Raw genomic sequence first — 25,919 nt, forward strand, 5'->3', positions numbered from 1 at the left:
ACGCTTCACGGCTCTCCATTAGGTTGGAAGCTCTGGCGATCCTCTCGTCGCCGACCGGAGCCCCGGCGTGACGCTCTTTTCGGTCATTCCCCTGTCGGCCGTGACGCCGCCAACGCCCGTGAGGACTGATCCCGCGGCCGACGCGCTCGCCCGGATGGCCGTCATCCAGACGGTCGAGACCCTGGGCGCGATGATCGACCAATCCCACTCCCAGCCTCAAAGCGACCTGGCCCATCTGGCCAAGGAGGCGGTGGGCGAGGGCGAGGTCAACCGGGCCAAGGCCGCCGAGGCCAAGGCGGTCGCCGCCGGTCCCGAAGCCCTGGTCGAGACGCCGGCCCGCGCCGTGGCCGCCGCGGCCGGCCGCGCCGCCGCCCGCCAGGCCGGCCTGGCGCCGCTGATGGCCGACATGGTTCAGGCCGCCGACGCGCCCGAGACGCCGCGCCAGGTCAAGGCGGCCATCGCCCAGGTCATGGCGCTGAGCGCCCGCGTTGACGGCCAGATCAGCGGTCCGGAGATCCGCCAGGCCCTGCAGCGCTCGGGCCTGTTCCTGGAGGCGCGTCTGGCCGCCAGCGAACCGGTCGGGCGCACCGCGTTCGGAACCTTGACCGCGCCGCCCAAGACCGTCTCGACCCCGACGCCCAACAGCGACATGAAGGCGGCGCTGCTGGTGTTCCGCGAGGTGGTCAAGAACTGGGTCGAGGCCATGCCGCCGACTTCGGCGCAAGCCGGGCCCCAGCCGACCGCGACCTCCAACCCGGCCGCCACGGCGGCGGCGTCCTCGGCGCAGCTGGCCGATCGTGGTACGCCCCAGGCCCTGTCCGCGGCGACGGCCAACGCCGTTTCGCTCGCCTCCGACATCGAGGCGCCGGCCGCGCCTCCGCCGACCGACGACGGGGCTCCGGCGCCTGGCGTCGCCAGGCCGAATGTCGCCGCGCCCTGGCAGGCCATCCGCCCCGCGCCCGAACCGCCGCCGCCTCTGCCGGCTTTCGGCGCGATCGAGGCCGAGGACTTTCCGCCCACGCCCCTCACGGCGCCGCGTGTCGCCTCGGCGGCGGCCATGGCCTATGGCGGCCCCGAGGTCGCGCCCGGTCCGCCGTCCCAGACCCCGCCGCCCTATGCCGGCGCCCCGACCCACGCCCAGGGCGCGGCCCAGCCCGGCCTGCCCGCCGGCGCCGCGCCGCACCTGGTGGCCCAGCGCCTGCTGACCGAGACGGGCGCGGCCCTGGCGCGCACCGAGCTGCTGCAGATCGCTTCGCTGCCCGAGCCGCCGCCGGCCGGTCGGCCGGTGGACGAGCACGCCCAGCGCTGGGTGTTCGACATGCCGTTCATGACCCCCCAGGGGCCCGCCGCCGCCCAGTTCGAGATCAGCCGCGACGGTGGCGGCTCCGGCGGCGGGGAGGGCGGTTCCGCCCTGGGCCGCACCTGGCGCGCGCGCTTCTCGCTGGACGTCGAGCCGATGGGACCCGTCCACGCCCAGGTGGCCCTGACCGGCGACCGGGCTCGCGTTTCGCTATGGGCCGAGCGTCCGACCGCCATGGCCCGCCTGCGGGTCGGCGAGGAGCGCCTGGGCAGCGCCCTGCGCGAGGCGGCGCTGGAGCCCGAGATCGCCTTCCACACCGGCCAGCCGCGCGCCCCGGCCGCCGCGCCCGGCCAGTTCCTGGACCAGGCCACATGACCGGCCCGATCCGCTCGACCGGTCCGCGCATCGCCGTGGCCCTGCAATACGAAGAGCCCGGCGCGCCGCGCGTGGTGGCCAGCGGTCGCGGCTGGGTCGGCGACAAGATCATCGAGACCGCTCGCGAGCACGGCGTGCCCATCGAGGAGAACTCGGCCCTGGCCCAGGCCCTGTCGACCATCGAGCTCGACGAGGAAATCCCCGAGGCGCTCTACGTGGCCGTGGCCGAGATCCTGGGGTTCATTCTGCGCAGCGCCGAGGGGCGGTAGTTTGGGGCGGGTGGCTCACCCACTTGCCCCCACCTGACCGCTTCGCGGTCTGTCCGCCCCCGTAGGGGGCGGAGGACGCCGCACGGAGCCCTCTTCCCCCTTCGGGGGAAGACGACCGCGAAGCGGTCCGTAGGGGGCAAGTGTTCGCCGAACCGTCCTAACCCGCCGAGGACAGCGCCGCGTCGATCGCTTCAACCACCCGGGGATCGTCCACCGTGATGTCCGGCGCGAAGCGGCCCACGACCTGACCGTCGCGGCCGACCAGGAACTTCTCGAAGTTCCACGCCACGTCGCTGGGGCCGCCGGTCTCGATGCCATAGCTTTTCAGACGTTCGCGCATGGGCCCGTCGCCGGTCGCGGCCGGCTGAGCCTGGGTCAGGCCCTGATACAGCGGATGGATGTCCTCGCCGGTGACGCTGATCTTGGAGAACATCGGGAAGGTCACGTCGTAGGTCGTCGAGCAGAAGGTCGCGATCTCTTCGTCCGAGCCCGGCTCCTGACCCTTGAAGTTGTTGGCCGGGAAGCCCAGCACCTCCAGCCCGTCCGCCTGCTTGTCGCGGTACAGCGCCTCCAGGCCCTCGTACTGCTTGGTCAGGCCGCACTGCGAGGCGACATTGACGATCAGCAGCACCTTGCCCTGATAGTCGCCAAGGCTGGCCGGCGCGCCGTCGATGCGCTTGAGGGGGACGGCTTGGATGTCGCTCATCGGAAGGCTCCGCGAAAGGGTCGCGGCAGCCTAGCGCCCAATCACGCCAGCCTCCACCCGGCGGGCGAAAAGGATCGCGCCGGCGGCAAAGAAAAAGGCCCCGCTTTCGCGAGGCCTCTTCCAGTTCGGCAGGGTCGAAGCGCTTAGCCGCGCTTGTCGACGCCCACATAGTCGCGCTGCGTGGCGCCGGTGTAGAGCTGGCGCGGACGGCCGATCTTGCGGGTGGGGTCTTCGAACATTTCCTTCCACTGGCTGATCCAGCCGACGGTGCGGGCCAGGGCGAAGAGGACGGTGAACATCTCCTTCGGGAAGCCCATGGCGCGTAGGGTGATGCCCGAATAGAAGTCGATGTTCGGATAGAGCTTGCGGTCGATGAAGAACGGGTCGCTGAGCGCGACCTTTTCCAGCTCCATCGCCACTTGCAGCAGCGGGTCGTTGATGCCCAGCTGTTCCAGCACTTCGTAGCAGGTCTTCTGCATGACCTTCGCGCGCGGGTCGAAGTTCTTGTACACGCGGTGGCCGAAGCCCATCAGCTTGTACTTGCGGTCCTTCACGCCCTGCACATAGGCGGGGATGTTGTCGACCGTGCCGATTTCCTCGAGCATCTCCAGGGCTTCCTGGTTGGCGCCGCCGTGCGACGGACCCCAGAGGCAGGCGATGCCGGCGGCGATACAGGCGAACGGGTGAGCGCCCGACGAACCGGCCAGGCGGACGGTCGAGGTCGAGGCGTTCTGCTCGTGGTCGGCGTGCAGGATGAAGATGCGGTCCATGGCGCGGGTCAGGACGGGGTTGGGAACCCAATCCTCGGCCGGCACCGAGAAGCACATGCGCAGGAAGTTTTCCGAGTACGACAGCTCGTTGCGCGGCGTCACGAACGGACGGCCTTGCGAGTACTGGAAGGCGCGCGCGGCGATGGTCGGCATCTTGGCGATCAGGCGATGGGCGCTGATCTCGCGTTGCTTGGGATCATCGACGTTCAGGCTGTCGGAATAGAAGGCCGACAGGGCGCCGACCGCGCCGGTCATCACGGCCATCGGGTGGGCGTCGCGGCGGAAGCCCTGGAAGAAGCTGTCGAACTGGGCGTGCAGCATCGTGTGATAGGTGATGTTGCGTTCGAACTTGGTGAATTCGTCGGCCGTCGGCAGTTCGCCGTTCAGCAGCAGATGGCAGACCTCCAGGAACGAGGACTTCTCGGCCAGCTGGTCGATCGGATAGCCGCGGTGCAGCAAAATGCCGGCGTCGCCGTCGATATAGGTGATCTTGCTCTCGCACGACGCGGTCGAGGTGAAGCCCGGATCGAAGGTGAAGTGGTCGGAGTCGCCATAGAGCTTCCGCACGTCCAGGACGTCCGGACCGGTGCTGCCCTTGAGGATCGGCAGGTCGTAGTTCTTGTCGCCGATCGTCAGCGTGGCTTTGTCGGTCATGCGGGAGACCCCTTCAATAGTGGAACGATCAGTCCAGTTTTCGATTTCGCGGTTGCGTTATAGCGCCTCATGCGCGCGACGCCAGGGCGTCGTCAAGTCGCCCCAGAGACTCGTCGCGACCTAGCGCCGTCATGATCTTGTTCAGGTCGGGCGCTTGCGAGCCGCCGGTGAGGATTCCGCGCAACGACGGACCGAACTTGCCAAAGCCCACGCCTTCGGATTCCGCGAAGGATTTCAACAACGTCTCCAGTTCCGACAGCCCCCAGACCGGGGCCGCGCCCAGCGATGCGCGCAGGCGGGTCAGCCGTTCCACGGTCTCGTCGTTCAGTTGCTTGACGGTCTTTTCTTCTAGCGCCAGCGGACGCGCCTTCAGGGCGAAGGCGCAGTGCTCGGCCAACTCCAGGATGGTCTTGGCGCCTTCCTTGACCTGCGGCACCACGGCCAGCAGGCGCGCGGCGGTGTCGGCCGGCAGTTCGGCCTTTTGAGCCTGCAGAGCCTTGAGGGTCAGGTCGGCCAGGCGGCCGTCCTCGGCCTGGCGCAGATGCTGGCCGTTGATGAAGTTGAGCTTGGCCCAGTCCAGGCGGGCAGGGGCCTTGACCACGTCCTTGACGTCGAACCAGCTGATCGCCTGCTCGTCGTTGAAGACCTCGTCGTCGCCATGGCCCCAGCCCAGGCGGGCCAGGTAGTTGCGCATGCCTTCGGGGATGTAGCCCATGTCGGCGAACTCGCCGACGGCCTGGGCGCCGTGGCGCTTGGACAGCTTGGCGCCGTCCGGGCCGTGGATCAGCGGGATGTGGCCGAAGGCCGGCAGGGGCCAGCCATTGGCCTGATAGATCAGGGTCTGGCGGGCGGCGTTGTTCAGGTGGTCGTCGCCCCGGATCACGTGGGTGACGCCCATGTCGTGGTCGTCGACCACCACGGCCAGATTGTAGGTCGGAGCGCCGTCCGCGCGCAGCAGGACCAGGTCGTCCAGGTCGGCGTTGTTGAAGGTCACAGGACCCTTGACCAGGTCGTCGACCAGGGTCGTGCCCTCGGTCGGGCCCTTGAAGCGGATGACGTGCGGGGCGCTGGGATCGTTGGGCGGCGGGGCGTCGCGCCAGGGCGAGCGCAGGGCGGGGCCACCGGCCCGGGCCAGTTCGCGCGCGGCGGCCAGTTCCTCGACGGTCATCCAGCAGCGATAGGCGCGACCGGCGGCCAGCATCTCCTCGACGACGGCCCGGTGGCGGTCGGCGCGGCTGTACTGGAAGACGACCTCGTCGTCGGACTTCAGGCCCAGCCAGTCCAGGCCTTCGAAGATCGCGGCGACGGCGGCTTCGGTCGAACGCTCGCGATCGGTGTCCTCGACGCGAACAAGGAACTTCCCACCCGTATGGCGTGCATATAACCAGTTGAACAGCGCCGTGCGTGCGCCGCCGATGTGCAGGAAGCCGGTCGGCGACGGGGCGAAGCGGGTGACGACTTGAGCGGTCGTCGGGGCGGGGGAATTGGTCATCGGAACCGAGGCTGACGTACTGGAGGCCACCGACGTGGCGAGGACCGCGACGCCGGACAAGGTCGGCGGCGGCTGGGCGGCGCGTCTTAGCACGCGGATTCGCGCGCGTCCTAGTCCGGCGCAGGTCGCGGCCACGCTGATCGGCGAGATCGACGCCAATCGCGAGCGCTGGATGCTGTGGTCGCCGGTGGCGTTCGGCCTGGGCGCGGCCGGTTATCTGGAACTGAGGACCGAGCCGTCCTGGGCCTTGTTGGTCGGGGCGACGGTGGGGCTGGCCGCTCTGGCCTGGAGGATTGGACGTCGCTCGACGCGAGGCCTGTCGGTGTTTCTGGTCCTGGCGACCTTCCTGGCGGCGGGGGCGCTGGCGGGCAAGGTGCGCTCCCACGCCGTCGCCGCGCCGATCCTGGCCGGCGAGCGGGCGGTGATGACGATCGACGGCTTCGTGGTCGACGTGGTCAGTCCGGGCGCGGGTGGGCCGCGCCTGCTGATCGCGCCGGTGGAGATCAGCCGCCTGGCGCCCGCGGACACGCCCAAGCGGGTGCGGGTGACCGTCGAGCCGGAGGACATCCCCGCGCCGGGCCAGGCGATCCGCCTGCGGGCCATGTTGGGACCGCCGCCGCCGCCCGCCGCGCCCGGGGCCTACGACTTCGCCCGCGACGCCTGGTTCCATGGCGTGGGCGGGGTGGGATTCGCCATCGGCCAGTCGCGGCCGGCGGACCTGGACCCGCCGCCCTGGCGGTTGCGGGCGGTCATGGCGGTCAACGCCTTCCGCTGGCGGCTGGCCAGCCGGATCATCCAGGACATGGGGGTGGAGAACGGCGGGATCGCCGCGGCCATGGTCACCGGGCATGAGGCCTGGGTCACCCAAGCCCAGACCGACGCCATGCGGGCTTCGGGGCTGGCGCACATCGTGTCGATCTCGGGCCTGCACATGGCCATTGTCGGTGGCTTCCTGTTCGGCCTGGTGCGACTGGTGATCGCCGCCTGGCCGTGGGTCGCGTTGCGTGTTCCAGGCAAGAAGATCGCGGCCCTGGCCGGGCTGGCGGCGATCGGGACCTATCTGGTGATCTCCGGCGCGCCGCCGCCGGCCCTGCGGGCGGCGATCACCGCCACCGTGGCCTTCGCCGCCATCCTGTTCGACCGCCAGGCCATCACCCTGCACGGCTTGGCGATCGCGGCGCTGATCATCCTGCTGGTCCAACCGGAGTCGGCGGGCGCGCCAGGCTTCCAGATGTCGTTCGCCGCCACCGCCGCCCTGGTCGCCTTGGCCGAGGCCTGGCCGCGTCCGGTGCGCGAGATCTCCGTGCCCTGGCCGATCTGGGCCTTTCAGGCCGCCAGCGGCTGGCTGGCGGTCAGCATCGGGGCCAGTTTCGTGGCGGGGATGGCCACGGGGCCGTTCGCCATGCAGCACTTCAACCGCGTGGCCGTCTGGGGCTTGCCGGCCAATCTGGCGGTCGCGCCGCTGTCGTCGTTCGTGATCATGCCGTTCCTGGCGATCGGCGCGGCCCTGGAGCCGTTCCACCTGGGCGGACCGTTCCTGACCGTGGCCGGCTGGGGCATCGGGGCGATGATGTGGGTCGCCGACGGTTTCGCCAGCGTGAGCGGCGCGCAGCGGGTGGTGGCCAGCGGCCCGCCGTTCACCCTGGCCCTGGCCTTTGTCGGCCTGATGCTGCTGTGCCTGTGGCGCGGCCGCCTGCGCTGGCTCGGCGTGCCCCTGGCCCTCGCGGTGGCCCTGTGGCCGCGCGCCACGCCGCCCGACGTCTGGATCGCCCCCGACGGCGGCACGGCGGCCGTGCGCCAGGGCGGCGAGGCGGTGTTGCTGCGCCCTGACGCCCGCCGGTTCGGGGCCGAGCTATGGGGCCGCCGGCGAGGCCTTGTCGTGCCCGAGAGCGCGGCGCCCAGTCCGCTCTACGCCTGCGACCGCCGCTCCTGCGCCCCGACCGCCCAGGCGCCGGTCGCCCTGGCCCTGTCGTGGAGCAAGACCGCGCCGGACGCCGAGGGGCTGGCGGCGATGTGCGCGGGGGCCGAGATCGTGGTGCTGCGCGGCGCCGCTTTGGCCATGCCCGCGGCCTGTCGTGACAGGATCGTGCTGGACGCCGATGACTTCGCGACCGGCGGGTCGGCCGAGCTGTATCGGCGAAACGGCGACTGGTGGATCGTCTGGGCCCAGCCCCTGCGCGGCGTGCGGCCCTGGACCGGCGCCTAGGTCGCGATCCAGGCGTTAGGCCGAAAGGCCGGAACGGAGACGGGCATGGAACGGCAAGGCGGGTGCGCCTGCGGGGCGGTGCGATACGTGGCGCAGGGCGGACCGCTGCGCGTGGGGCTGTGTCACTGCCTGACCTGCCGCAAGCGCCATGGCGCGCCCTGCAACGCCTTCGCGGCCTATCGGCGGGACAAGGTGCGGGTGAGGGGGGCGACCAGCGTCTGGCGCGAGCAGCACGGCCTCTATCATGGCTGCGCGACCTGCGGCGCGCCGCTGTTCTGGACGGCGCTGGACGAAAGCGACGATGAGATCGAGATCCACCTGGGCGGACTGGACGACACGGGCCAGTTCACGCCGCAATACGAGATCTGGGTCAAGCGGCGCGAGCCCTGGTTGCCGCCGCTGAACGTGCCACAATATGTCGAAAACCGGCCGGCGGGGATGGCGTCGTAGACTCAAAGCGCCGCTCATCCCGGCGAGCGCCGGGACGCAGATGGAGTGGCCGAGCCCCTCAAACAGAAGGGCGCTGAGTCCGTCCAATCAGACTCAGCGCCCTATGATCTCGGTCCCGGCGCTCGCCGGGATGAGCGGATCAAAAAATCTAGTGATACCGCCGGATCAGCCCCACCAGCTTGCCCTGCACCTCGACCTGGTCGGGACCGAAGATGCGGGTTTCGTACTTGGGGTTGGCGGCTTCCAGGGCGATCGAACCGCCCTTCTTGCGCAGGCGCTTGAGGGTGGCTTCCTCGCCGACCAGGGCCACGACGATCTCGCCGCTGTTGGCGGTGTCGCCCTTCTTGATGATCACATAGTCGCCATCGAGGATGCCGGCCTCGATCATCGAGTCGCCCTGCACCTCGAGCACGTAATGCTCGCCGGCGCCCAGCATGGTCTCGGGCACCGGCAGGCGCTCGCGTTCGTGCTGGATGGCGTCGATCGGCGTGCCGGCGGCGATGCGGCCCAGGATCGGCAGCTCGCGGGTGTTGTCGGCGGCCATCTGCGGCGCGGGGATCGCCGGCGCCGTGCCGCCGCCTTCGACCACCTGGGGCTTGAACGTCCCGCGCCCCTTGGGCGGCGAGGCCGTCGTGGCCTGCTGGGGCAGCTTGACCACCTCCAGCGCCCGCGCCCGGTGGGCCAGGCGGCGGATGAAGCCCCGTTCTTCCAGGGCGGTGATCAGCCGGTGGATGCCGGACTTGGACGCCAGGTCCAGCGCCTCCTTCATCTCGTCGAAGGACGGGGAGACGCCGGTCTCCTTGATCCGCTCGTGGATGAACATCAGCAGCTCGTGCTGCTTGCGCGTAAGCATGTCCGGCCTCGCCAGTCGTCGCGGAACAAACCGCAAACCTCTGCAGATGTTCTCTAGGTGTTCTTCGTTGATGTCAAGTTAACGGTGTTCGCTGGGCGTTCCGCTTATTTTCCCAGGAAATACAACGTCGGACCCGGACTGATGGCGAGGTCGGAGCGGCGCGCGGAAAGGCTTGAAGGGAATCGGCGACGACGATGCGGTCCCGATCAGCCGTCCAAGTCGCCTCAGGCCTTGCCCGGATGCCGTTCGGCCATGTAACGGCCCGGCGCGGCGCCGAGCGCCTTTCGGAACATGGTCACGAAGCTGGGCGTGCTTTCGTAGCCCAGGTCGGCGGCGACCGTCTGGATCGAGGCGCCGCCCGCCAGCCACTTCACGGCCAGCACGATGCCCAGTTGCTGGCGCCAGCGGCCGAAGCTCATGCCAGTTTCGCGGCTGATCAGCCGCATGAGGGTCCGCTCGCTCATGCCGGCGCGCTTGGCCCAGCTGTCCAGGGTGCCGCGCGCCGCCGGCGAGGCCATCATCGCCTCGACGATGCCGCGCAGGCGACGGTCGGTCGGCATCGGCAGGTGAAGGTCCTCGACCTGGGCCGCCGCCAGCTCGTCGAGCAGCACCGACACCAGGCGCGAATTGGCCCCGCCTTCCTCGTAGAGATAGGGCAGGTGCGCGGCGCGGGTCAGGAGCTCGCGCAGCAGCGGCGTCACCGACACCGCGCGACAGGCCGAGGGCAGGCCCGCCCCGACGTCCGGATCGATGAAGGCGTTATAGCCTTCGAGCGCGCCGCTGGCCTTGACGGCGTGCAGCGCGCCGCCCGGGATCCAGATGGCGCTGCGTGGCGGCACGATCCAGAGGCCGCCCTCGACCTCGCAACTGAGCGCGCCGCGCTGCACCAGGATGATCTGTCCCTTCCGGTGGCGGTGATGGTCCAGCTCGATCCCGCCCACGTCGTCCATCGTCGCGCCGAAGGCTACGATGGGGCGAGGCACGTCGTCCGGCTCGACCCAGTCGGCGTCCGCATCGGCGACGTTCAGGATCGGCATGGCGCGCGTCCGGACTGGAGCGTGTTGATGGCGAGATTGAATAACATTCTGTCCAGCCTTTGGAATGACGCCAATCTCGCTCCCGGCTATCCGATCGACTTGAAGAAGTCGAGGCCGCCCTGGCGTCGCGCATCGGGAAGGATTGCACCGTGACCACATTGGCCAGCGACCGGGTCGCTCAACTGTTGACCAGGCTGCACCAGGACGCCGAGGCCTCCGACCGCGAACACGTGGAAGCGATGATGTCGGCCATCGAGGCCCCGGGCGCGTCGATGGACGAACTGATCGCCTGTCTTCTGGCCGAGGAACGCTCGGACTATCGGGGCGTCTATCGCCGCTATGCTGGCAACTACCTGGCCGTCACTCCGACCTACGGACGGTTCCTCTACGCCATGGCCCGGGCCTGCAAGGCGACCCGTATCGTGGAGTTCGGTACGTCGATGGGGATCTCGACGATCTATCTGGCGGCCGCCCTGCGCGACAACGGCGGCGGGTGTTTGATCGGATCGGAGTTCGAACCCGCCAAGGTGGCGCGAGCCCGCGCCAACCTCGACGCCGCGGGCCTGGGCGACCTGGTCGAGATCCGCGAGGGTGACGCGCGCGAGACACTGCGGGACGTCGGCGGCGAGGTCGACCTGCTGCTGGTCGATGGCGCGTTCTCGCTCTACCTGCCGGTGCTCAAGCTGGTCGAGCCCTATCTGAGGCCAGGCGCGGCGGTTCTGGGCGAGAACGCCTTCGACCCGGATTACCTGGGCTATGTCCGCGATCCCGCCAACGGCTACGTCTCTCAGACGTTGCCCCTGGACGAGGGGCGCGGCAACGAATTCGCCGTGCGGGTCGCGTGATGGCGAAGATGACCTTGTCCCTGCGCCCGCCGCCCAAAGCTCCCGGGCGGCTGAGCCGGGCGCTGACACGCCTGCTGATGAAGCGCGCGACCGTCGCCGCCGTTGAGTCGCTGGCCGATCGCTTCCGGCTGATCACGCTGGAAGGTCCGGCGTTGGCGGGCGCGACCTGGACTCCGGGACAGAAGATCCAGATCGCCATGGGGTCGGCGTTCGTGGCGCGCACCTACACGCCCTTGGACTGGGACCTGGCGGCGGGGCGCATCCGCATTCTCGGCTACGCCCATGGCGTCGGACCGGGAAGCGCCTGGCTCGAGACGCTGCGGCCCGGCGTCGAATGCGACATCTTCGGACCTCGCGCTTCGCTGGAAGTGCGGGACATGACCGGCCCTCTGGCCGTGTTCGGCGACGAGACCTCGATGGGCCTGGCTCACGCCTTGGCCGGGCAGGATCGCGGCCGGACCGTCGCTTGCGCCTTTGAGGTCGGCGATCCGGACGGCGCCAGGCGGGTGGCGACGCGGCTTGGGCTTGCGAACGCGACGCTGTTTGCGCGATCTGGCGACGACGGGCATATGGAGGCGATGGCGGCCGGGCTCGCGTCGCTGGCCGCCACCGGCGCGTCCTTCGTCCTGACGGGCAGGGCGGGCGCGATCCAGAGGCTCCGGCTGGGTCTGAAGACGCTGGCGGTTCCGCCGGCCCGCATAGCGGTCAAGGCCTACTGGGCGCCGGGCAAGGTCGGGATGGACTGACGGCCGGTCGCGGGGCGAGGACCGCGCACGGCCTCTAACCCAGCAGCGCCTTCGTCGCCGCCGTCACGTCGGCCTGGCGCATCAGGCTTTCGCCGACCAGCATGGCCTTGGCGCCGGCCGCCTCCATGCGCACGGCGTCGGCGGTGACGAACAGGCCGCTCTCGGTGACCAGCAGGGCGTCCTTCGGGGCCTGGGCGGCCAGGCGTTCGGTGACGGCCAGGTCGACGACGAAGCTCTTCAGGTCGCGGTTGTTGATCCCCACGAAGGTCGAGCCCAGCTTGCCGGCCCGGTCCATCTCGGCTTCGTCATGCACCTCGACCAGGGCGTCCATGCCCAGGCGCGCGGCTTCGCTCATGAGGTCGGCGGCCAGGGCGTCGTCGATCATGGCCAGGATGACCAGGATGGCGTCGGCGCCCAGGGCGCGGCTCTCGGCCACCTGCCAGGGATCGACCAGGAAGTCCTTGCGGATGCAGGGCAGGGCGACCGCCGCGCGGGCGTCGATCAGGTAGCCGTCGGCGCCCTGGAAGCTGGGGCCGTCGGTGAGCACGGACAGGCACGAGGCGCCGCCGGCCGCGTAGTTGCGGGCCAGGGCGGGCGGGTCGAAATCGGCGCGGATCAGGCCCTTGGACGGCGAGGCCTTCTTGATCTCGGCGATCAGGGCCAGCTTGCCGGGCGCATGGTCGTTTTCCAGGGCGGCCTTGAAGCCGCGCGGGCTGCTGGCGGCCTTGGCGGCGTTGTCGACCTGGGCGAATGAGCGGCGACGCTTCCGATCGGCCACGTCCTCGCGCTTGTAGGCGGCGATCTTGGCGAGGATGTCGGTCATGCGGTCACTGTTTCGGAATTGGTGGCGGCCACCAGACCGGCCAGGGCCGCCTGGGCGCGGCCGTCGTCGAGCACGGCGCCGGCCAGTTCGACACCCTCGCGCAGGGTCTCGACCTTGTCGGCCACCAGGAAAGCGGCGGCGGCGTTGAGCATGACGATGTCGCGATATGGGCCTTTCTGGCCGCCCAGCAGGGCGGTCAGGGCCGCGGCGTTGTAGGCGGGTTCGCCGCCGGTGATGTCGGCCAGGGCGGCGCGGGGCAAGCCCACGGCCTCCGGGGTGATCGTGAACAGTCGCACCGACCCGTCCCGCCATTCGGCGACCTCGGTCTCGCCGGTGGTGGTCAGCTCGTCCATGCCGGCCCCGTGCACCGACCAGGCGCGCTCGGCCCCCAGCGCGCCCAGCGCCTTGGCCACCGGCTCGACGAAGCGGTGGGCCGAGACGCCGACCACCTGGCGCTTGGCGCCGGCCGGATTGGTCAGCGGACCCAGCAGGTTGAAGATAGTGCGGAAGCCCAGTTGCTGGCGGATCGGCGAGACGTGCTTCATCGCCCCGTGATGCGACTGGGCGAACAGGAAGCAGATGCCGGCCGTGTCCAGCGCATGGCGCTGCTGGGCCAGGCTGGCGTCGATATTGACGCCCAGGGCGGCCAGGACGTCGGCGGTGCCGGACTTGGAGGTGATCGCCCGGTTGCCGTGCTTGGCGACCTTGAGACCCCCGCCGGCGGCGACGAAGCCCACGGCGGTGGAGATGTTCAGGGTGTGCAGGCCGTCGCCGCCGGTGCCGCAGACGTCGACGACGTCATACGGGTGATCCAGGTGGATGGCCGCGCGACGCATGGCGCGGGCGCAGGCGGTGATCTCGCCCACGGTCTCGCCCCGCAGGCGCATGGCGGTGACCGCCGCGGCCACCTGGGCGGGCGTGGGCTCGCCGCGCAGGCAGGCGGCGAAGAACAGCTCGGCGTCGTCCTCGTCGAGGGTCTGGCCGTCGGCCAGCTTGGCCAGCAGGGGCTTGAAAGCGTCCGACATGCCTAGACCCAGATCGCCGCGTCGCGCTGCACCTTGGCCAGGTCCAGGAAGTTGGCCAGCAGCTGGTGGCCGCCCTCGGTGGCGATGGACTCCGGGTGGAACTGCACGCCGTAGACCGGACGGGTCTTGTGCTGCACGCCCATGATCTCGCCGTCCTCGGTCCAGGCGGTGATCTCCAGGTCGTCGGGCAGGGTGGTCTTGTCGACCGCCAGGCTGTGATAGCGCGTGGCGATGAACGGGTTGGGCAGGCCTTTGAACACGCCCTGGTCGTTGTGGAAGATCTTGCTGGTCTTGCCGTGCATCACTTCCTTGGCGCGGATCACGTCGCCGCCATAGGCCTGGCCGATGGCCTGGTGGCCCAGGCACACGCCCAGGATCGCCAGGTCGTCGGGCGCGCCGCGCAGCAGCGGCAGGCAGATGCCCGCCTGGTCCGGGTCCTTGGGGCCGGGCGACAGCAGCACCGCGCTCGGCTTGAGGCCCAGGGCCTCCTGCACCGACAGGTCGTCGTTGCGATGCACGACGGTGTCGGCCCCCAGCTCGTTCAGATAGTGGACGAGGTTGTAGGTGAAGCTGTCGTAGTTATCGATGACGAGGATCATGACGCCGCCAAGCTCTTGAATGGACCGCCCGAACGCTGCGGACCCTGCGCGGTCGTGGACGCAGGGGTACATCGTTCAGTTCAGCTCGGGTTGCAAGGGCCGAGGGGCCGTTCAGTCCTGGGTCCGCTCCGCCAGGGCCGTCGTCATCGCCTCGACGACGGGGGGCCAGTCGCCGGCCGTGGGCTGACGAAACTGGCGCAGGCCGGCGTACCAGGGGGTGTCCTCGCGCTCCAGCTCCCAGCGCCAGCAGGTGTCGAAGCGGTTCAGCATCCAGACCGGCGTGCCGATCGCCCCCGCCAGGTGAGCGACGGCGGTGTCGACGCTGATCACCAGGTCCAGATTGGCGACCAGGGCGGCGGTCTCGACGAAGTCGGTCAGGTCGCTGGTGAAGTCGTGGAGCACCATGCCCGGCGGCGGGTCTCGCGCTTCCAGGCCCGGTTCGTCCTTTTGCAGGGACACGAAACTCACACCGGGCACGGAGGCCAGGGGCGCCAGCTGCGCGAGCCGAACCGAGCGGCGCTTGTCGACGGCGTCGACCCTGGGCTGCCAGGGACGTCGCCCGCCGGACCAGACCAGGCCGACCTTAAGGCCCTCCAGCGGCGCCAGGCGCTCGGCCCAGGCCGCCGCGCGGTCCGGATCGGGCCGCAGATAGGGCGCGCCGTCGATGGTCTGGTCATCCTGCTCCAACACCCCGCCCAGGCTGAGCAGCGGCAGATGGGCGTCGAAATCGGGCAGGGGATCGCCGTACCCGACGACCTCGATCCCGGGCCATTGGTCACGCAACAGCGAGATCAGCGGCTTGTGGGCCTCCAGGATCAGCCGGGCGTCGGGCGCCAGGCGGGCGGCCGCCAACGGCGCCAGGCGGCAAAACTGCAGGATGTCCCCCAGGCCTTGCTCGGCGGTGATCAGCAGCTTGCCGCCGGGCAAGGGAGACCCGTCCCATTCCGGCTGGATGAAGACGCGATTGTCGGGTCGATCTTCAGTCTTCCAGCGCCAGTGATACTGCGCCCAGCCTTCCCTGTATTGGCCGACCTTCAACAGGACGAGGCCCAGGTTGTAATGCAGGCTGGCGTCCTCGGGCGCCAGGCTCAGGCCGGTGCGGTAGACCATCTCGGCGTCGGCGACCCGGCCCAACTGGTTCAGCAGCACGCCCATGTCGTTCAGAATCCTGGGGTCGTCCTGCCTGAGGCGCAGCGCTTCCTGCAGGGCCTGGCCGGCCTCTTCCAACCGACCCAGCGCGTGCAGCGACTTGCCCAGGTTGTGGCGCGCGCCGACATGGGTCGGGTCCAGGGTCGTCGCGGTGCGATAGCAGGCCTCGGCCTCGGCGTGACGGTCCAGGTCGGTCAGGGCTATGCCGAGGTTGTTGTGGAACACCGGCGAGCCGGGCGACAGCTCGATCGCTCGCTGAAAGAAGGCCAGGGCCTCGGCGTTGCGGCCTTGCCGGCCCAGGACGAGGCCCAGATTGTTATTGGCTTCGAGCGCCTCGGGGGCGAGCGCGAGGACCCGCCGGTAGCGGGTCTCGGCCTCGGCGAAGCGGCCGAGCTGCTGCAGGGCCACGCCCTCGCCGAACAGGTGGTGGACCTCGCCGGGCTCGAGCGCGCGGGCCTTGTCCGCCCAGTCCCGCGCCAGGTCGGATCGGCCGAACTGTTCGGCCAGCAGGCTCATCAACCGCCAGGCCTCGGCGTGGCCAGGATTGGCGGTCAGCACCTCGCCATAGGCGGCTTGAGCCTCGGCGAAACGGTCCGCCTGATGGTGAGCCAGGCCTTCCTGGAAGCGAGCGGCGATCAGATCCTGCACTTTGACTCTTCGAGAGGCGCATCGTCGGAGCGGCGACTATTTCAGAGTCTTCGGCGATTGCACACAGCGGCGGTTGGACGCGGTCCGCGAGGCGGCTCAGCCGCGCGCCCGCTCCGCCAGGGCCGCCGCGAGCGCCGTGATGACGCTGTCCCAATCGCCGGCCGCGGGCTGACGAAACTGCCGCAGGCCCGCGTACCAGGGGGTGTCTTCGCGCTCCAGCTCCCAGCGCCAGCAGGTGTCGAAGCGATTGAGCAGCCAGACCGGCGTTCCGATCGCCCCGGCCAGGTGGGCGACGGCGGTGTCGACGCTGATCACCAGGTCCAGATTGGCCGCGACGGCGGCGGTCTCGACAAAATCGGTCAGATCCTCGCCAAGGTCGAGCAGGGTCATGCCGGCCGGCGGATCCTTGGCCTGGGCGGCGGGGGCCTCCTTCTGCAGCGAGACGAACGACACGCCGGGAACGGCGGCCAGGGGCGCGAGGGCGGCCAGGGTCACCGAGCGCTTGCGGTCGTTGGTCCCCAGGAGCTGACCGCCGGCCCAGACCAGGCCGACCTTCAGACCCTTCAGCGGCGCCAGGCGCTGGGCCCAGGCCGCCACGCGGTCCGGATCGGGCCGCAGATAGGGCGCGCCGTCGATGGTCTGATGGTCCTGCCCCAGCACGCCGCCCAGGCTGAGCAGCGGCAGGTGGGCGTCGAAGGCGGGCAGGGGATCGTCGTGACCGATGACCTCGATCCCGGGCCATTGGTCGCGCAGCAGCGAGATCAGCGGCCTGTGAACCTCGAAGGTCAGCCGCGCGTCGGGCGCCAGGCGGGCGGCCGCCAAGGGCGCCAGGCGGCAAAATTGCAAGGTGTCGCCCAGGCCCTGTTCGGCGTTGATCAGCAGGCGGCCGGCGGGCAGGGGGGAGCCGTCCCATTCCGGCTGAGTGAAGCCGCGTTGGCGGGTCCGATAGTCCTCGGTCTTCCAACGCCAGTGATACTGCGCCCAACCTTCCTCGTATTGGCCGGTCAACAGCAGGACGAGGCCGAGATTGTAGTGCAGGCCGGCGTCCTCCGGCGTGATGGCCAGGCCGGCGCGAAGCACCATCTCGGCGTCGGCGACCCGGCCCAGCTCGTGCAACAGTATGCCCATGTCGTTCAGGGCGCCGGCGTCCTCCGGCCGCAGGCGCAAGGCCTCCTGCAGGGCCAGGCCGGCCTCCTCGAGCCGGCCCGCCGCGTGCAGCGCCTTGCCCAGGTTATGGTGGGCGTCGACATAGCCCGGATCCAGAAGGACCGCGGCGCGGAAGCTGGGCGCGGCCTCGGCGTGGCGGCTCAGGTCGTTCAGGGCGATGCCGAGGTTGTTGTGGAAGGCCGGCTTGTTCGGCGCCAGTCGGACCGCCTGTCTAGCGACGTCCAGGGCCTCTTCCTTCCGACCCTGCTTGCCCAACAGGATGCCCAGATTGTTGTAGGCGTCGGCCAGCTCGGGGTGGAGATCCATGATCTGGCGATAGCGCGCCTCGGCGTCGGCGGGACGGCCGATCTCCTGCAGGGTCACGGCCTCGGAAAAGGCGAAACTGACGTTCTCGGGCTCCAGGGCGATGGCCTTGCCGATCCAGTCCAGCGCCAGGTCGGGCCGGCCGAACTGCTTGGCCAGCTGACTCATCACCTGCCAGGCTTCGGCGTGACGCGGATCGGCGAGCAGGACCTCGCTGAGAGCGTCCTGGGCCTCGGCGAAGCGTCCGGCCCTCTGATGGGCCAGGCCTTCCTGGAAACGAGCGGCGATCGGGTCGTGCACGGCGACTCTCGGGGACGATAAGGCGCCGACTATTCCAGAGTCGGGGCGCGATGCACGTGATTTGCGACGATATGGGACATTGCGACGCTGGCGCGGTCGGGCATGCTGTCGGCCATGGATCCCGCTGATTCCGCCCTCGACACCGCCGCCCTGGCCTATGCCCGAGCCCTGCTGCGCAAACCGATGCGCCGGCAGAGGATGGGGCCGGTCCTGGCCGCCGCCGCCTTCGCGGCGCTCAGCGCGGTGACCTTCGCCACGGTGATGATCATGGCCCCGCCGGCGGTCGTGCAGCATCTGCCGTCGGACCGTCTGGGCGACTAGGACCAGACGGCGCCTGCTGGGCGGGCGCCCCGATCGCAAGGCGTCCGGCGTCATCGCCGTCTCTTGCCAGGTTCCATGATTGCTCCTCCCATGCCTCGCGCAAACGAGGGGACGATCATGGGCATTTCGCGACGCCGGTTTCTGGGCGCGGTCGGTTCGGCCGGCGGCTATGGAGCGCTCTACACCACCATGATGGGCATGGGCCTGCTGGCCGCGCCGCGCGCCTATGCCGGCGCGCCCAAGCTGGGCCTGGCCGGCGGCAAGGGCGCTTCGGTGGCGATCCTGGGGGCGGGCGTGGCCGGCCTGGTCTCGGCCTACGAGCTGCGCAAGGCCGGCTACAACGTCACGGTTCTGGAAGCGCGTGACCGTCCGGGCGGCCGGGCCTGGTCGGTGCGGTCGGGCACGAAGATCGTTCAGACGGGCCGACCCGACCAGACCGTCGACTGGACCGCCGGCAAGAACGACTATTTCAACGCCGGCCCCGCCCGCATCCCGCAGTGGCACCACGCCATCCTCGGCTATTGCCAGGAACTGGGCGTGCCGCTGGAGGTGATGGTCAACGCCAACCGCTCGGCCAAGCTGGATTTCGGCGGCCAGGTGGTCACCGAGCGCCAGGCGGTCAACGACACCCGCGGGGCCTTCACCGAACTGCTGGCCAAGGCCGTCGACAAGGGCGCGCTGGACCAGGAGCTGACCGGGATCGATAAGCAGAAGCTGGTGGGTTACTTGTCGGCCTACGGCGACCTGTCGAAGAATACCTATGCGGGCTCGACCCGGGCGGGCTTCCTGGCCTCGCCGGGCGGCTACGACCATCCGCCCAAGGGCGGGCCGCCGCTGCATATGGCCGACATGATGAAATCCCAGTTCTGGGGCGCCAGCCTGATCTTCGAGGAGATCATCGACATGCAGGCCACCATGCTGCAGCCGGTGGGCGGCATGGACCGGATTTCCTACGCCCTCTACGAGCAGGTGAAGCCGGCGGTGAAGTTCGAGGCGGTGGTCAAGGAACTGCGCAAGACCGGCCCCCAAGGGAAGAAGAATGGGGGCGTCAAGATCGTCTACGCCGACAAGGCCGGCGTCCAGACGCTGGAGGCCGACTACTGCATTTGCACGATCCCGTTGCCGGTGCTGGCCAAGATTCCGTCCGACTTCGCCCCGCGCGTGAAACAGGCCATCGCCGCCGGTGAATATCACCACGGCACCAAGGTGGCCTGGGAGAGCCGGCGGTTCTGGGAGCAGGACGACTTCCAGTACGGCGGCCTGGGCTGGACCGACGAGGCCAATGAGCTGGTCTGGTACCCCAGCGGCGGCATCGGCGAGAAGACCGGCATCCTGGTCGGCGCCTATTCGATCGGCTTCTCGGGTCCGGCCAGCCCGCCGAAATACGCGGCCATGTCGTTTGAGGAGCGCTTCGCCCTGTCGCGCAAGGTGATCGAGAAGTTCCACCCCGGTCACGGCCAGGAGCTGACCAAGCCGTTCACCGTCTCATGGATGCAGACGCCCTACAGCGAGGGCGTGGCCGTGGGCTGGAAGGACGAGCAGCGGGCCACCGACTACGCCGAGCTGTGCAAGCCCGACGGCGCCTTCTATTTCGCCGGCGAGCACATGAGCTATATCAACGCCTGGCAGGAGGGCGCGGCGCTGTCGGCGCACGAGGCGCTGAAGCTGATCCAGGCCCGGGTGTCGGCGGTTTAGGGGATGACGCATGACCAGCGAGGCGCGGCTCGCCCAGCTTGAGGACGAACGCGCGATCCGGCGGCTCACCGCCGTCTATGGTGAGGCGGTCGGTCGCCTCGACGCCCACGCGGCGGCGTCGACCTATGTCGAGGACGGTCGCGTCTCGATCCTGGGGCGGGAGACGGTCGGGCGCGTCGCGATCGAAGCCGGCATGCGGGCCAGTTTCGAGGCCCATGCGCTGCTTCAGTTCGCCGCCCATGGCGGGCTGATCGACATTGCCGGAGATCGGGCGACGGCGCGCTGGTCGACGGTCGAGTTCGCGGTGCGGCATGGGTCCGAGGACATCCACTGCATCCTCGGTCGCTACGAGGACGACCTTGTCCGTCAGCCGGACGGCTGGCGCTTTCGGCGCCGCGTCTTCACCCTGGCCAGCCGCGCGCGGCTGGCGCCCGACAAACTCCAGCTCAACGCGGATTTCGCCAGGCGCCTGGTCGGCGACGTGTCGGACTCCTAGGCGAAGCGCCAGGCCTCTTCGGCCGCGCGCTTCAGGGCCCGGGACTTGTGCAGGGTCTCGTCGTACTCGGCGTCCGGGTCGCTGTCGGCCACCACGCCGCCGCCGGCCTGGACGTACATCATGCCGTCCTTGACCAGGGCCGTGCGCAGCACGATGCAGGTGTCGACCGAGCCGTCGGCGCCGATATAGCCCACGGCGCCGGCGTAGCCGATGCCGCGCTTCTCGATTTCCAGCTCGTCGATGATCTCCATGGCCCGCACCTTGGGCGCGCCCGAGAGCGTGCCGGCGGGCAGGGCGGCCATCAGCACGTCGACCGGATCCACGCCGTCGGGCGCATCGCCCTCGACGTTGGAGACGATGTGCATGACGTGGCTGTAGCGCTCGATCTTGAAGCTGTCGGTCACCCGGACGTTGGCGCTCTTGCCCTTGGCGGCCGGATCGTTGCTGCCGGCGTGCTTGAGCATGGCCACGCGGCCCACGTCGTTGCGACCCAGGTCCAGCAGCATCAGGTGTTCGGAGCGCTCCTTGGGATCGGCCAGCAGCTCCTTCTCCAGCGCCAGGTCCTGCTCGGGCGTGGCGCCGCGGGGGCGGGTGCCGGCGATCGGGCGGATGGTGATCTTGCCGTCGCGCAGCCGCACCAGAATCTCCGGCGACGAGCCGACCAGGTTGAAGCCGTCCAGGTCCAGGAAATACAGGAACGGCGACGGATTGGTCCGGCGCAGCGAGCGGTAGAGGGCGAACGGCTCCAGCGGGAAGGGCGCGCGGAAGCGGTGGCTGGGCACCACCTGGAAGATGTCGCCGGCCCGGATGTACTCCTTGGCCTTCTCGACCACCTCGGCGTAGTCGGCGCGGCTGACCGGCGTCGTGAACTCGGCCTGGCCGTGGCTCTGGCGCGGCGCGGTCTGGGTGAGCGGCCCGCGCAGGTCGGCCATCACGCTCTCGATCCGGCCCTGGGCGGCGGCGTAGGCGTCGGCGGCCGACACGCCCTTGGCCGGACGCGCCGTGGTGACCAGGATAATCTCCTGGGCGATGGCGTCGAACACCGCCACGATCGACGGCCGGGTCATGATGCCGTCCGGCAGACCCAGCGTGTCCGTATTGACGTCCGGCAGGCGCTCGGCCAGGCGGACCATGTCGTAGCCCAGGGCGCCGAACACGCCGGCCGACGGCGGCGGCAGGCCAGCCGGCAGCTCGATGCGCGAGCGGGCGATCAGATCGCGCAGGCTGTCCAGCGCGCCGCCCGCCTGGGGCGTGAAACGGCCGGCGGCGATGTCGTCGCCCTCGGCGATCTCGGCCTGGTCGCCGCGACAGCGCCAGACGAGGTCCGGCTTCATCGCCACGATCGAATAGCGCCCGCGCCAGGCGCCGCCCTCGACGCTCTCGAACAGGAAGGCGTAGGGCCGTCCATGACCGATCTTCAGATAGGCCGAGACCGGGGTCTCCAGGTCGTCGATCAGTCGGGTCCAGACCACCTGCGGGCGGTCGGCCTCATAGGCGGCGGTGAAGGCGTCGAGGCTGGGTTCGAGGCTCATTATTGAGCCTTTTCCTTGGTCACCTTGGCGTCGCCGCCGGGCTCGCCGTCCTTGGGCAGGGCGCTGGTGTCGACGCCGATCGCCTGGCGGGCCAGGGTCAGGTTGACCTTGGTCTTCAGCTGGGCCTTGGCGGCGTCCTGGGCGGCCTGGCCGATGTCGCGGAACAGGCCCTGCGAGGTCTGCGGACCCATGGCCGCGGTGATCTGGGCCATCTGGGCGGGCGCGCCGGGGTGAACCTTCTCGACCACGGCGACCAGGTAACCGCCCTGCGGACCGCGCGACACGAACGGCGCGCCCGGCTTGGCGCCGAAGGTGGCCATCAGCAGGTCGCGACCCAGGCCCTGATACTGGCGGGCGTTCTGGCGGGTGATGTTGGGCACGCGCTGCACCTGGGTCTGGGCCGAGGCGGCGACGGCTTCCAGCGACTCGCCCTTCTTGACCCGGGCCGTCAGCTCGTCGGCCTTGGCCTTCATGCGCGTGAGCAGCTGGTCGACCATCCACTGGCGGGCCAGGGGCTCGCGGATCTCGGCCAGCGGCGGCATGGCCGAGGGGATGACCTTCTCGACGCGGACGGCGAAGTATTCGCCCTTGCCGGCTTCGATCAGGTCGCTCTCGCCGCCGGCGGGCAGCTCGAACGCGCTCTTCAGGGCTTCCGGGGTCAGGCCGGGGACCGGCTGGCCCGTCTGGTCGGCGCCGTTGGCGGCGATCGGCGAGGTGGTCAGCACCAGGGCGCCGGCCTTGGTCGCGGCGGTGATCAGGTTGGCGCCGCCGTCATGGGCGTCCTGGTAGGTCTGGGTCTGCTCATAGGCCTTGGCCTGGGCGGCCTGGGTCTTCAGCTCGGCTTCGATGGCCGGGCGTTGCGATTCCAGGCTGGGCAGGGTGGCCGGATTGATCTTGGTCAGCTTGACCACCGAGACGCCCAGGTCGCCGTTGATCGGGGCGCTGACCTGGCCGGCGGCCAGGGTGAACACCGCGTCGGCCACCTTGCGGTCGGGCAGGGCGGACTTGGGCTTGGAGTCGATGATCACCGGCTGCTTGCCATAGGCGCTGGCGACGATGGCCGGCTGGTCGCCCTTGGCCAGGCGCTGGGCGATCACGGCGGCGGCCTTGGCGTCGGGGGCGACGATCTGGACGAACGAGCGGCTCTCGGCCGTGCCCAGGGTGTCCTTGCGGAAGTTGTAGGTCTTGACGACGTCGGCCTCGGGCACGGTCACCGTGCTCTCCAGGGCCTTGGCGCTGAAGCGGGCCACCGACAGGACCCGCGTCTCGGGGCGGGTCAGCTGGGCGGCGTGCTCCTTCATGAAGGCCTGGAGCTGGGCGTCGGTCGGCGCGCCCGGCTTGTCGAGGATCGCCGGATTGATCGCGAAGGCGGCCAGGTCGCGGCCCTCCAAGCCGTAGGCGGCCTGCAGGGCCGAATAGATGCGCGGGGCGCGCATGCTGGCGGCCACGGCGCTGAACAGCTGGGCCTGGGCCAGGTCGTCGCGCAGCGAAGCCTCGTAGCGGGCCGGAGTCAGGTCGTTCTGGGCCAGCAGGCGCTGGTACATCTGGGCGTCGAACTTGCCGGTGATCGGGTCGAACGGACGCTGGCCGGGGGGCAGGCTGGCCAGTTGCTCGCGCAGGGTGTCGCCGACCAGCTTGTCGGACGGGCGCACGCCGAGCTTGTGAACCAGCTCGGCCAGGGATTCCTGCAGGGCCAGCTGGGTCAGCATCTTGCGGTCGACGCCCTGCTGCACGGCGATGTCCGGCGTGATGGTCTGGCCCTGGGCCTGCTCGCGCTTACGGAAGTTCTCGAACTGCGCCTTGAAGTCCTCCGGCGTCATGTTCCGCGAGCCCGCCGCGATCACCCACTTGCCGGGGGGATGACGGAACACGTCGCTGATGCCGAACACCGCGAAGCTGACGATGAGCAGACCAAACAGGACCACCGCGAACGGGGATTTGGCGAAGGAGCGGAAGCCGGCGAGCATGACTGGGAGAAACCTTCCTCGAAAATCGCGCGGCTTCTCCGCAGGGCGAAGGCCCGGGCGAAGGAACGCACGCGAGCAGCGGGTATAGTAGAGCCGTAGGGGGCCGGGCAAGCGGTGGAGGGCCGTAAGCGGTCTTGACTTCCGCCCCGCCCGGGGTCCCAAACCGGGGACATGACCTTTTCGCTGACCACGCCCCGGCCGCTGATCGCCGGAAATTGGAAGATGTTCGGCCTTGAAGCCTCGCTCGACGAGGCCCGCGCGGTGGCGGCGGCCGTCGCCGCCAGGCCCCCGGCCGCCCGCGTCGCCCTCTGTCCGGCGGCCACCCTGCTGCACCGGATGGCGCAGGCCCTGGCCGGCGAGGCGGTGATCGTCGGCGGCCAGGATTGCCATCCGGGCGGTTCGGGACCGCACACCGGCGACATCTCGGCCGCCATGCTGGCGGACGCCGGCGCCCAGCTGGTGATTCTCGGCCACTCCGAACGCCGCGCCGCCTATGGCGAAAGCGACGCCCTGGTCTCGGCCAAGGTCGAGGCCGCCCTGGCCGCCGGCCTGGAGCCGATCATCTGCTTTGGCGAGACCTGCGAGCAGCGCGACGCCGGACAGGCCGAGGCGGTGGTCACCGGCATGGCCCGCGGTTCGCTGCCCGCTTCGCTGGCGGGGCAAGCCTTCGCCGTGGCCTACGAGCCGGTCTGGGCCATCGGCACCGGTCGCACGCCGACCACGGCCGACATCGCCCACGTCCACGAGGCGCTGCGGGCGGTCCTGGTCGAGCGCTTCGGCCAGCACGGCGCGACCGTGCCGATCCTCTATGGCGGTTCGGTGAAGCCCGACAACGCTCGTGAGATCCTGGCCACGCCGGAAGTCGGCGGCGCCCTGGTCGGCGGCGCGTCGCTGAAGGCGGCGGATTTCCTGGCGATTATCGAGGCGGCCTAGAGCCTATCGACATTCCGGCGTGGCGCGTGGTCCTCGTCCTTCGACAGGCTCAGGATGAGGACCATTGCACAGGCTTCCGCGGTAGAAAGCCTCATCCTGAGCTTGTCGAAGGACGAGGCTTTCGGTTCCACACGCCTAGGAGGCCAGCTGGACGATCGTCGAAGTCGCAGGCGAGGCGAGGGGCCTGACCTGCCAGGCTCCGATCCGCTTGGCCACTTCGCTGGGGCCGGCGGCGTCCAGGGCGGCTTCGAAGGCGTCGAGCGCCGACAGCAAGGCGTCCCCGAAGAAGACGCCCGACCATTCGCCGGCCACGAAAGTGGGCAGGCAGGCGTCGACATTCCTGGCGGCCGCCGCGACGGCGGGTGTCTTGTTGGCCAGCAACGAAAGGTTCTGCAAGGTCACCTTCACGCGTTGAATCGCCAGGGCCACCGTTCCGGCGACATCTTCCGGAGAGGTTTCGAGAGCAATCCTGCGCACCGCCTTGAGATGGTCGGAAATGTGTTGGGAACTCGACATAGGACTACTCCTGACCCGGAGCCCCACTTTCCGACATTTCCTGATTTTGAAGATCGGTGAAAACCCTAGTCTTGGTCGCCGTTTTTCCCTGCTTTAGGTTGAACGATTCCATTTGGTACCGGTAAACGTCAGGTCGGGGCTGGTGATCCTCCCGCTGATCGCCTGGGGCGCGCCCTCAAACCTGGGCGGAGGAGAGGCATACGATTTTCACCCTCTTCCGGAGGAGAGGGTTCAAGAAGGGCCTCTCTCCTCGGCGTATAGAAACTGAAGTTCAGCGATTTCAACGCCCTGAACTTTCTCGACCCGATCTTGTCCTCACCGTCCAAACCGCCCGTATCCTGTACCCACCTCGACGCGGGGAAAGGGCGCATGGCCAGCGACCGATGCGGCGGCGAGGGGCGATCGAGCGGGAAGCTCTGTCGGCGGTTCTTTTCGGAGGACCAAACCTCGCGTCTCTGGTGCCGGTCGGGCCTGGAACACAGATACGACGTGACGTGAGGGCTGGCAGAACAGCAGGCGAGCGGTGACAGGCTCGCGGTCCGGGACTGGGGTTCGTTGATCCAGCCCGCCCGTCGGAGGCTTCAAGGCGGCGAGGCCCTAACAGGGCTCAGCGTCGCGGGCTTCCGGATAACGATGGCGCGGAGCGATCGGGCTTCGTCGAAACGGTATTCTTTTTTCAAACTCCGGACGTCGTCCGGCGCTCCGCGACCCTTTCCGATCAGCTCAGCGGTCAACCGTGTGA

General features: G+C 69.7%; 23 protein-coding genes. 10 read left to right on the plus strand and 13 right to left on the minus strand.

Going from position 1 to position 25,919, the window contains the following annotated elements; all coding sequences use genetic code 11:
* Nucleotides 1-67 precede the first annotated feature (67 nt).
* Together fliK and G3M62_RS10875 are read left to right on the plus strand one after the other, a co-directional pair.
* The gene (gene fliK, locus G3M62_RS10870) at nucleotides 68-1,675 is read left to right on the plus strand and encodes a flagellar hook-length control protein FliK (protein ID WP_165186910.1); all 1,608 of its coding nucleotides are present in this window, start codon (nucleotides 68-70) and stop codon (nucleotides 1,673-1,675) included.
* Nucleotides 1,672-1,944, plus strand: a complete 273-nt coding sequence (locus G3M62_RS10875) for an EscU/YscU/HrcU family type III secretion system export apparatus switch protein (protein WP_165186912.1) — start codon at nucleotides 1,672-1,674, stop codon at nucleotides 1,942-1,944. Before fliK ends, G3M62_RS10875 begins: the two co-directional genes overlap by 4 nt.
* 157 nt (nucleotides 1,945-2,101) lie before the next feature.
* On the opposite strand, the gene G3M62_RS10880 is transcribed toward G3M62_RS10875, so the two are convergent.
* From G3M62_RS10880 to gltX, 3 genes are all read right to left on the minus strand, one after another.
* Nucleotides 2,102-2,650, minus strand: a complete 549-nt coding sequence (locus G3M62_RS10880) for a glutathione peroxidase (RefSeq protein WP_165186914.1) — start codon at nucleotides 2,648-2,650, stop codon at nucleotides 2,102-2,104.
* Nucleotides 2,651-2,793: 143 nt separating this feature from the next.
* The gene (gltA, locus tag G3M62_RS10885) at nucleotides 2,794-4,074 is read right to left on the minus strand and encodes a citrate synthase (RefSeq protein WP_165186915.1); all 1,281 of its coding nucleotides are present in this window, start codon (nucleotides 4,072-4,074) and stop codon (nucleotides 2,794-2,796) included.
* Between the two features lie 67 nt (nucleotides 4,075-4,141).
* On the minus strand, nucleotides 4,142-5,566 hold the full coding sequence (gene gltX / locus G3M62_RS10890; RefSeq protein ID WP_165186917.1) for a glutamate--tRNA ligase: 1,425 nt from the start codon (nucleotides 5,564-5,566) through the stop codon (nucleotides 4,142-4,144).
* Between the two features lie 34 nt (nucleotides 5,567-5,600).
* Here gltX and G3M62_RS10895 point away from each other — a divergent pair, with 34 nt between their 5' ends.
* Together G3M62_RS10895 and G3M62_RS10900 are read left to right on the plus strand one after the other, a co-directional pair.
* A complete protein-coding gene (locus tag G3M62_RS10895; protein WP_165186919.1) occupies nucleotides 5,601-7,772 on the plus strand; it encodes a ComEC/Rec2 family competence protein in 2,172 nt (723 codons plus the stop codon).
* A gap of 45 nt (nucleotides 7,773-7,817) precedes the next feature.
* Nucleotides 7,818-8,222, plus strand: a complete 405-nt coding sequence (locus G3M62_RS10900) for a GFA family protein (RefSeq protein WP_165186920.1) — start codon at nucleotides 7,818-7,820, stop codon at nucleotides 8,220-8,222.
* 148 nt (nucleotides 8,223-8,370) lie between these two features.
* Here G3M62_RS10900 and lexA read toward each other — a convergent pair whose 3' ends face one another.
* Both lexA and G3M62_RS10910 read right to left on the minus strand, forming a co-directional pair.
* Nucleotides 8,371-9,075 (minus strand): transcriptional repressor LexA, encoded by a 705-nt coding sequence (lexA, locus tag G3M62_RS10905; RefSeq protein ID WP_165186922.1) that lies wholly within the window; start codon nucleotides 9,073-9,075, stop codon nucleotides 8,371-8,373.
* 224 nt (nucleotides 9,076-9,299) lie between these two features.
* Nucleotides 9,300-10,112: an AraC family transcriptional regulator gene (locus tag G3M62_RS10910; protein ID WP_165186924.1), complete on the minus strand. Its 813-nt coding sequence runs from the start codon at nucleotides 10,110-10,112 to the stop codon at nucleotides 9,300-9,302.
* A 149-nt stretch (nucleotides 10,113-10,261) separates the two neighbouring features.
* Between G3M62_RS10910 and G3M62_RS10915 the strand changes: the two genes are divergently transcribed.
* Together G3M62_RS10915 and G3M62_RS10920 are read left to right on the plus strand one after the other, a co-directional pair.
* On the plus strand, nucleotides 10,262-10,957 hold the full coding sequence (locus G3M62_RS10915; protein WP_165186926.1) for an O-methyltransferase: 696 nt from the start codon (nucleotides 10,262-10,264) through the stop codon (nucleotides 10,955-10,957).
* A gap of 8 nt (nucleotides 10,958-10,965) precedes the next feature.
* Nucleotides 10,966-11,703, plus strand: a complete 738-nt coding sequence (locus G3M62_RS10920) for a siderophore-interacting protein (protein WP_165186927.1) — start codon at nucleotides 10,966-10,968, stop codon at nucleotides 11,701-11,703.
* Nucleotides 11,704-11,737: 34 nt separating this feature from the next.
* On the opposite strand, the gene trpC is transcribed toward G3M62_RS10920, so the two are convergent.
* The 5 genes from trpC to G3M62_RS10945 form a co-directional block, all read right to left on the minus strand.
* Nucleotides 11,738-12,526 carry an indole-3-glycerol phosphate synthase TrpC gene (gene trpC, locus G3M62_RS10925; RefSeq protein ID WP_165186929.1) on the minus strand — a complete coding sequence of 263 codons (789 nt, stop codon included), beginning with the start codon at nucleotides 12,524-12,526 and terminating at the stop codon, nucleotides 11,738-11,740.
* Nucleotides 12,523-13,551 carry an anthranilate phosphoribosyltransferase gene (trpD, locus tag G3M62_RS10930; RefSeq protein ID WP_165186931.1) on the minus strand — a complete coding sequence of 343 codons (1,029 nt, stop codon included), beginning with the start codon at nucleotides 13,549-13,551 and terminating at the stop codon, nucleotides 12,523-12,525. The genes trpC and trpD overlap by 4 nt, the downstream gene beginning before the upstream one ends.
* Nucleotides 13,552-13,553: 2 nt before the next feature.
* Nucleotides 13,554-14,150 carry an anthranilate synthase component II gene (locus G3M62_RS10935; RefSeq protein WP_165186932.1) on the minus strand — a complete coding sequence of 199 codons (597 nt, stop codon included), beginning with the start codon at nucleotides 14,148-14,150 and terminating at the stop codon, nucleotides 13,554-13,556.
* 111 nt (nucleotides 14,151-14,261) lie between these two features.
* Entirely contained in the window at nucleotides 14,262-15,947 is a 1,686-nt protein-coding gene (locus G3M62_RS10940) for a tetratricopeptide repeat protein (RefSeq protein ID WP_165186934.1), read from the minus strand.
* A 96-nt stretch (nucleotides 15,948-16,043) separates the two neighbouring features.
* Nucleotides 16,044-17,717 carry a tetratricopeptide repeat protein gene (locus G3M62_RS10945; protein ID WP_165186936.1) on the minus strand — a complete coding sequence of 558 codons (1,674 nt, stop codon included), beginning with the start codon at nucleotides 17,715-17,717 and terminating at the stop codon, nucleotides 16,044-16,046.
* A gap of 114 nt (nucleotides 17,718-17,831) precedes the next feature.
* On the opposite strand from G3M62_RS10945, the gene G3M62_RS10950 reads away from it, so the two are divergent.
* From G3M62_RS10950 to G3M62_RS10960, 3 genes are all read left to right on the plus strand, one after another.
* The gene (locus tag G3M62_RS10950) at nucleotides 17,832-18,038 is read left to right on the plus strand and encodes a hypothetical protein (RefSeq protein ID WP_165191285.1); all 207 of its coding nucleotides are present in this window, start codon (nucleotides 17,832-17,834) and stop codon (nucleotides 18,036-18,038) included.
* A gap of 117 nt (nucleotides 18,039-18,155) precedes the next feature.
* On the plus strand, nucleotides 18,156-19,733 hold the full coding sequence (locus G3M62_RS10955) for a flavin monoamine oxidase family protein (protein WP_165186938.1): 1,578 nt from the start codon (nucleotides 18,156-18,158) through the stop codon (nucleotides 19,731-19,733).
* Nucleotides 19,734-19,743: 10 nt separating this feature from the next.
* The gene (locus G3M62_RS10960) at nucleotides 19,744-20,229 is read left to right on the plus strand and encodes a nuclear transport factor 2 family protein (RefSeq protein ID WP_165186939.1); all 486 of its coding nucleotides are present in this window, start codon (nucleotides 19,744-19,746) and stop codon (nucleotides 20,227-20,229) included.
* On the opposite strand, the gene trpE is transcribed toward G3M62_RS10960, so the two are convergent.
* Both trpE and G3M62_RS10970 read right to left on the minus strand, forming a co-directional pair.
* Nucleotides 20,226-21,761 (minus strand): anthranilate synthase component I, encoded by a 1,536-nt coding sequence (gene trpE, locus G3M62_RS10965; protein ID WP_165186941.1) that lies wholly within the window; start codon nucleotides 21,759-21,761, stop codon nucleotides 20,226-20,228. The genes G3M62_RS10960 and trpE overlap by 4 nt on opposite strands.
* Nucleotides 21,761-23,728, minus strand: coding sequence for a peptidylprolyl isomerase (locus tag G3M62_RS10970; protein WP_165186942.1), 1,968 nt, complete (start codon nucleotides 23,726-23,728; stop codon nucleotides 21,761-21,763). The genes trpE and G3M62_RS10970 overlap by 1 nt, the downstream gene beginning before the upstream one ends.
* 171 nt (nucleotides 23,729-23,899) lie before the next feature.
* Between G3M62_RS10970 and tpiA the strand changes: the two genes are divergently transcribed.
* Entirely contained in the window at nucleotides 23,900-24,661 is a 762-nt protein-coding gene (gene tpiA / locus G3M62_RS10975) for a triose-phosphate isomerase (RefSeq protein WP_165186944.1), read from the plus strand.
* 135 nt (nucleotides 24,662-24,796) lie between these two features.
* Here the strand turns inward: tpiA and G3M62_RS10980 are convergent, their stop codons facing one another.
* On the minus strand, nucleotides 24,797-25,177 hold the full coding sequence (locus G3M62_RS10980; protein WP_165186945.1) for a hypothetical protein: 381 nt from the start codon (nucleotides 25,175-25,177) through the stop codon (nucleotides 24,797-24,799).
* Between the last annotated feature and the right edge of the window lie 742 nt (nucleotides 25,178-25,919).

The organism is Caulobacter soli (assembly GCF_011045195.1).
In the GTDB taxonomy this organism is placed as follows: Bacteria; Pseudomonadota; Alphaproteobacteria; order Caulobacterales; family Caulobacteraceae; genus Caulobacter; species Caulobacter soli.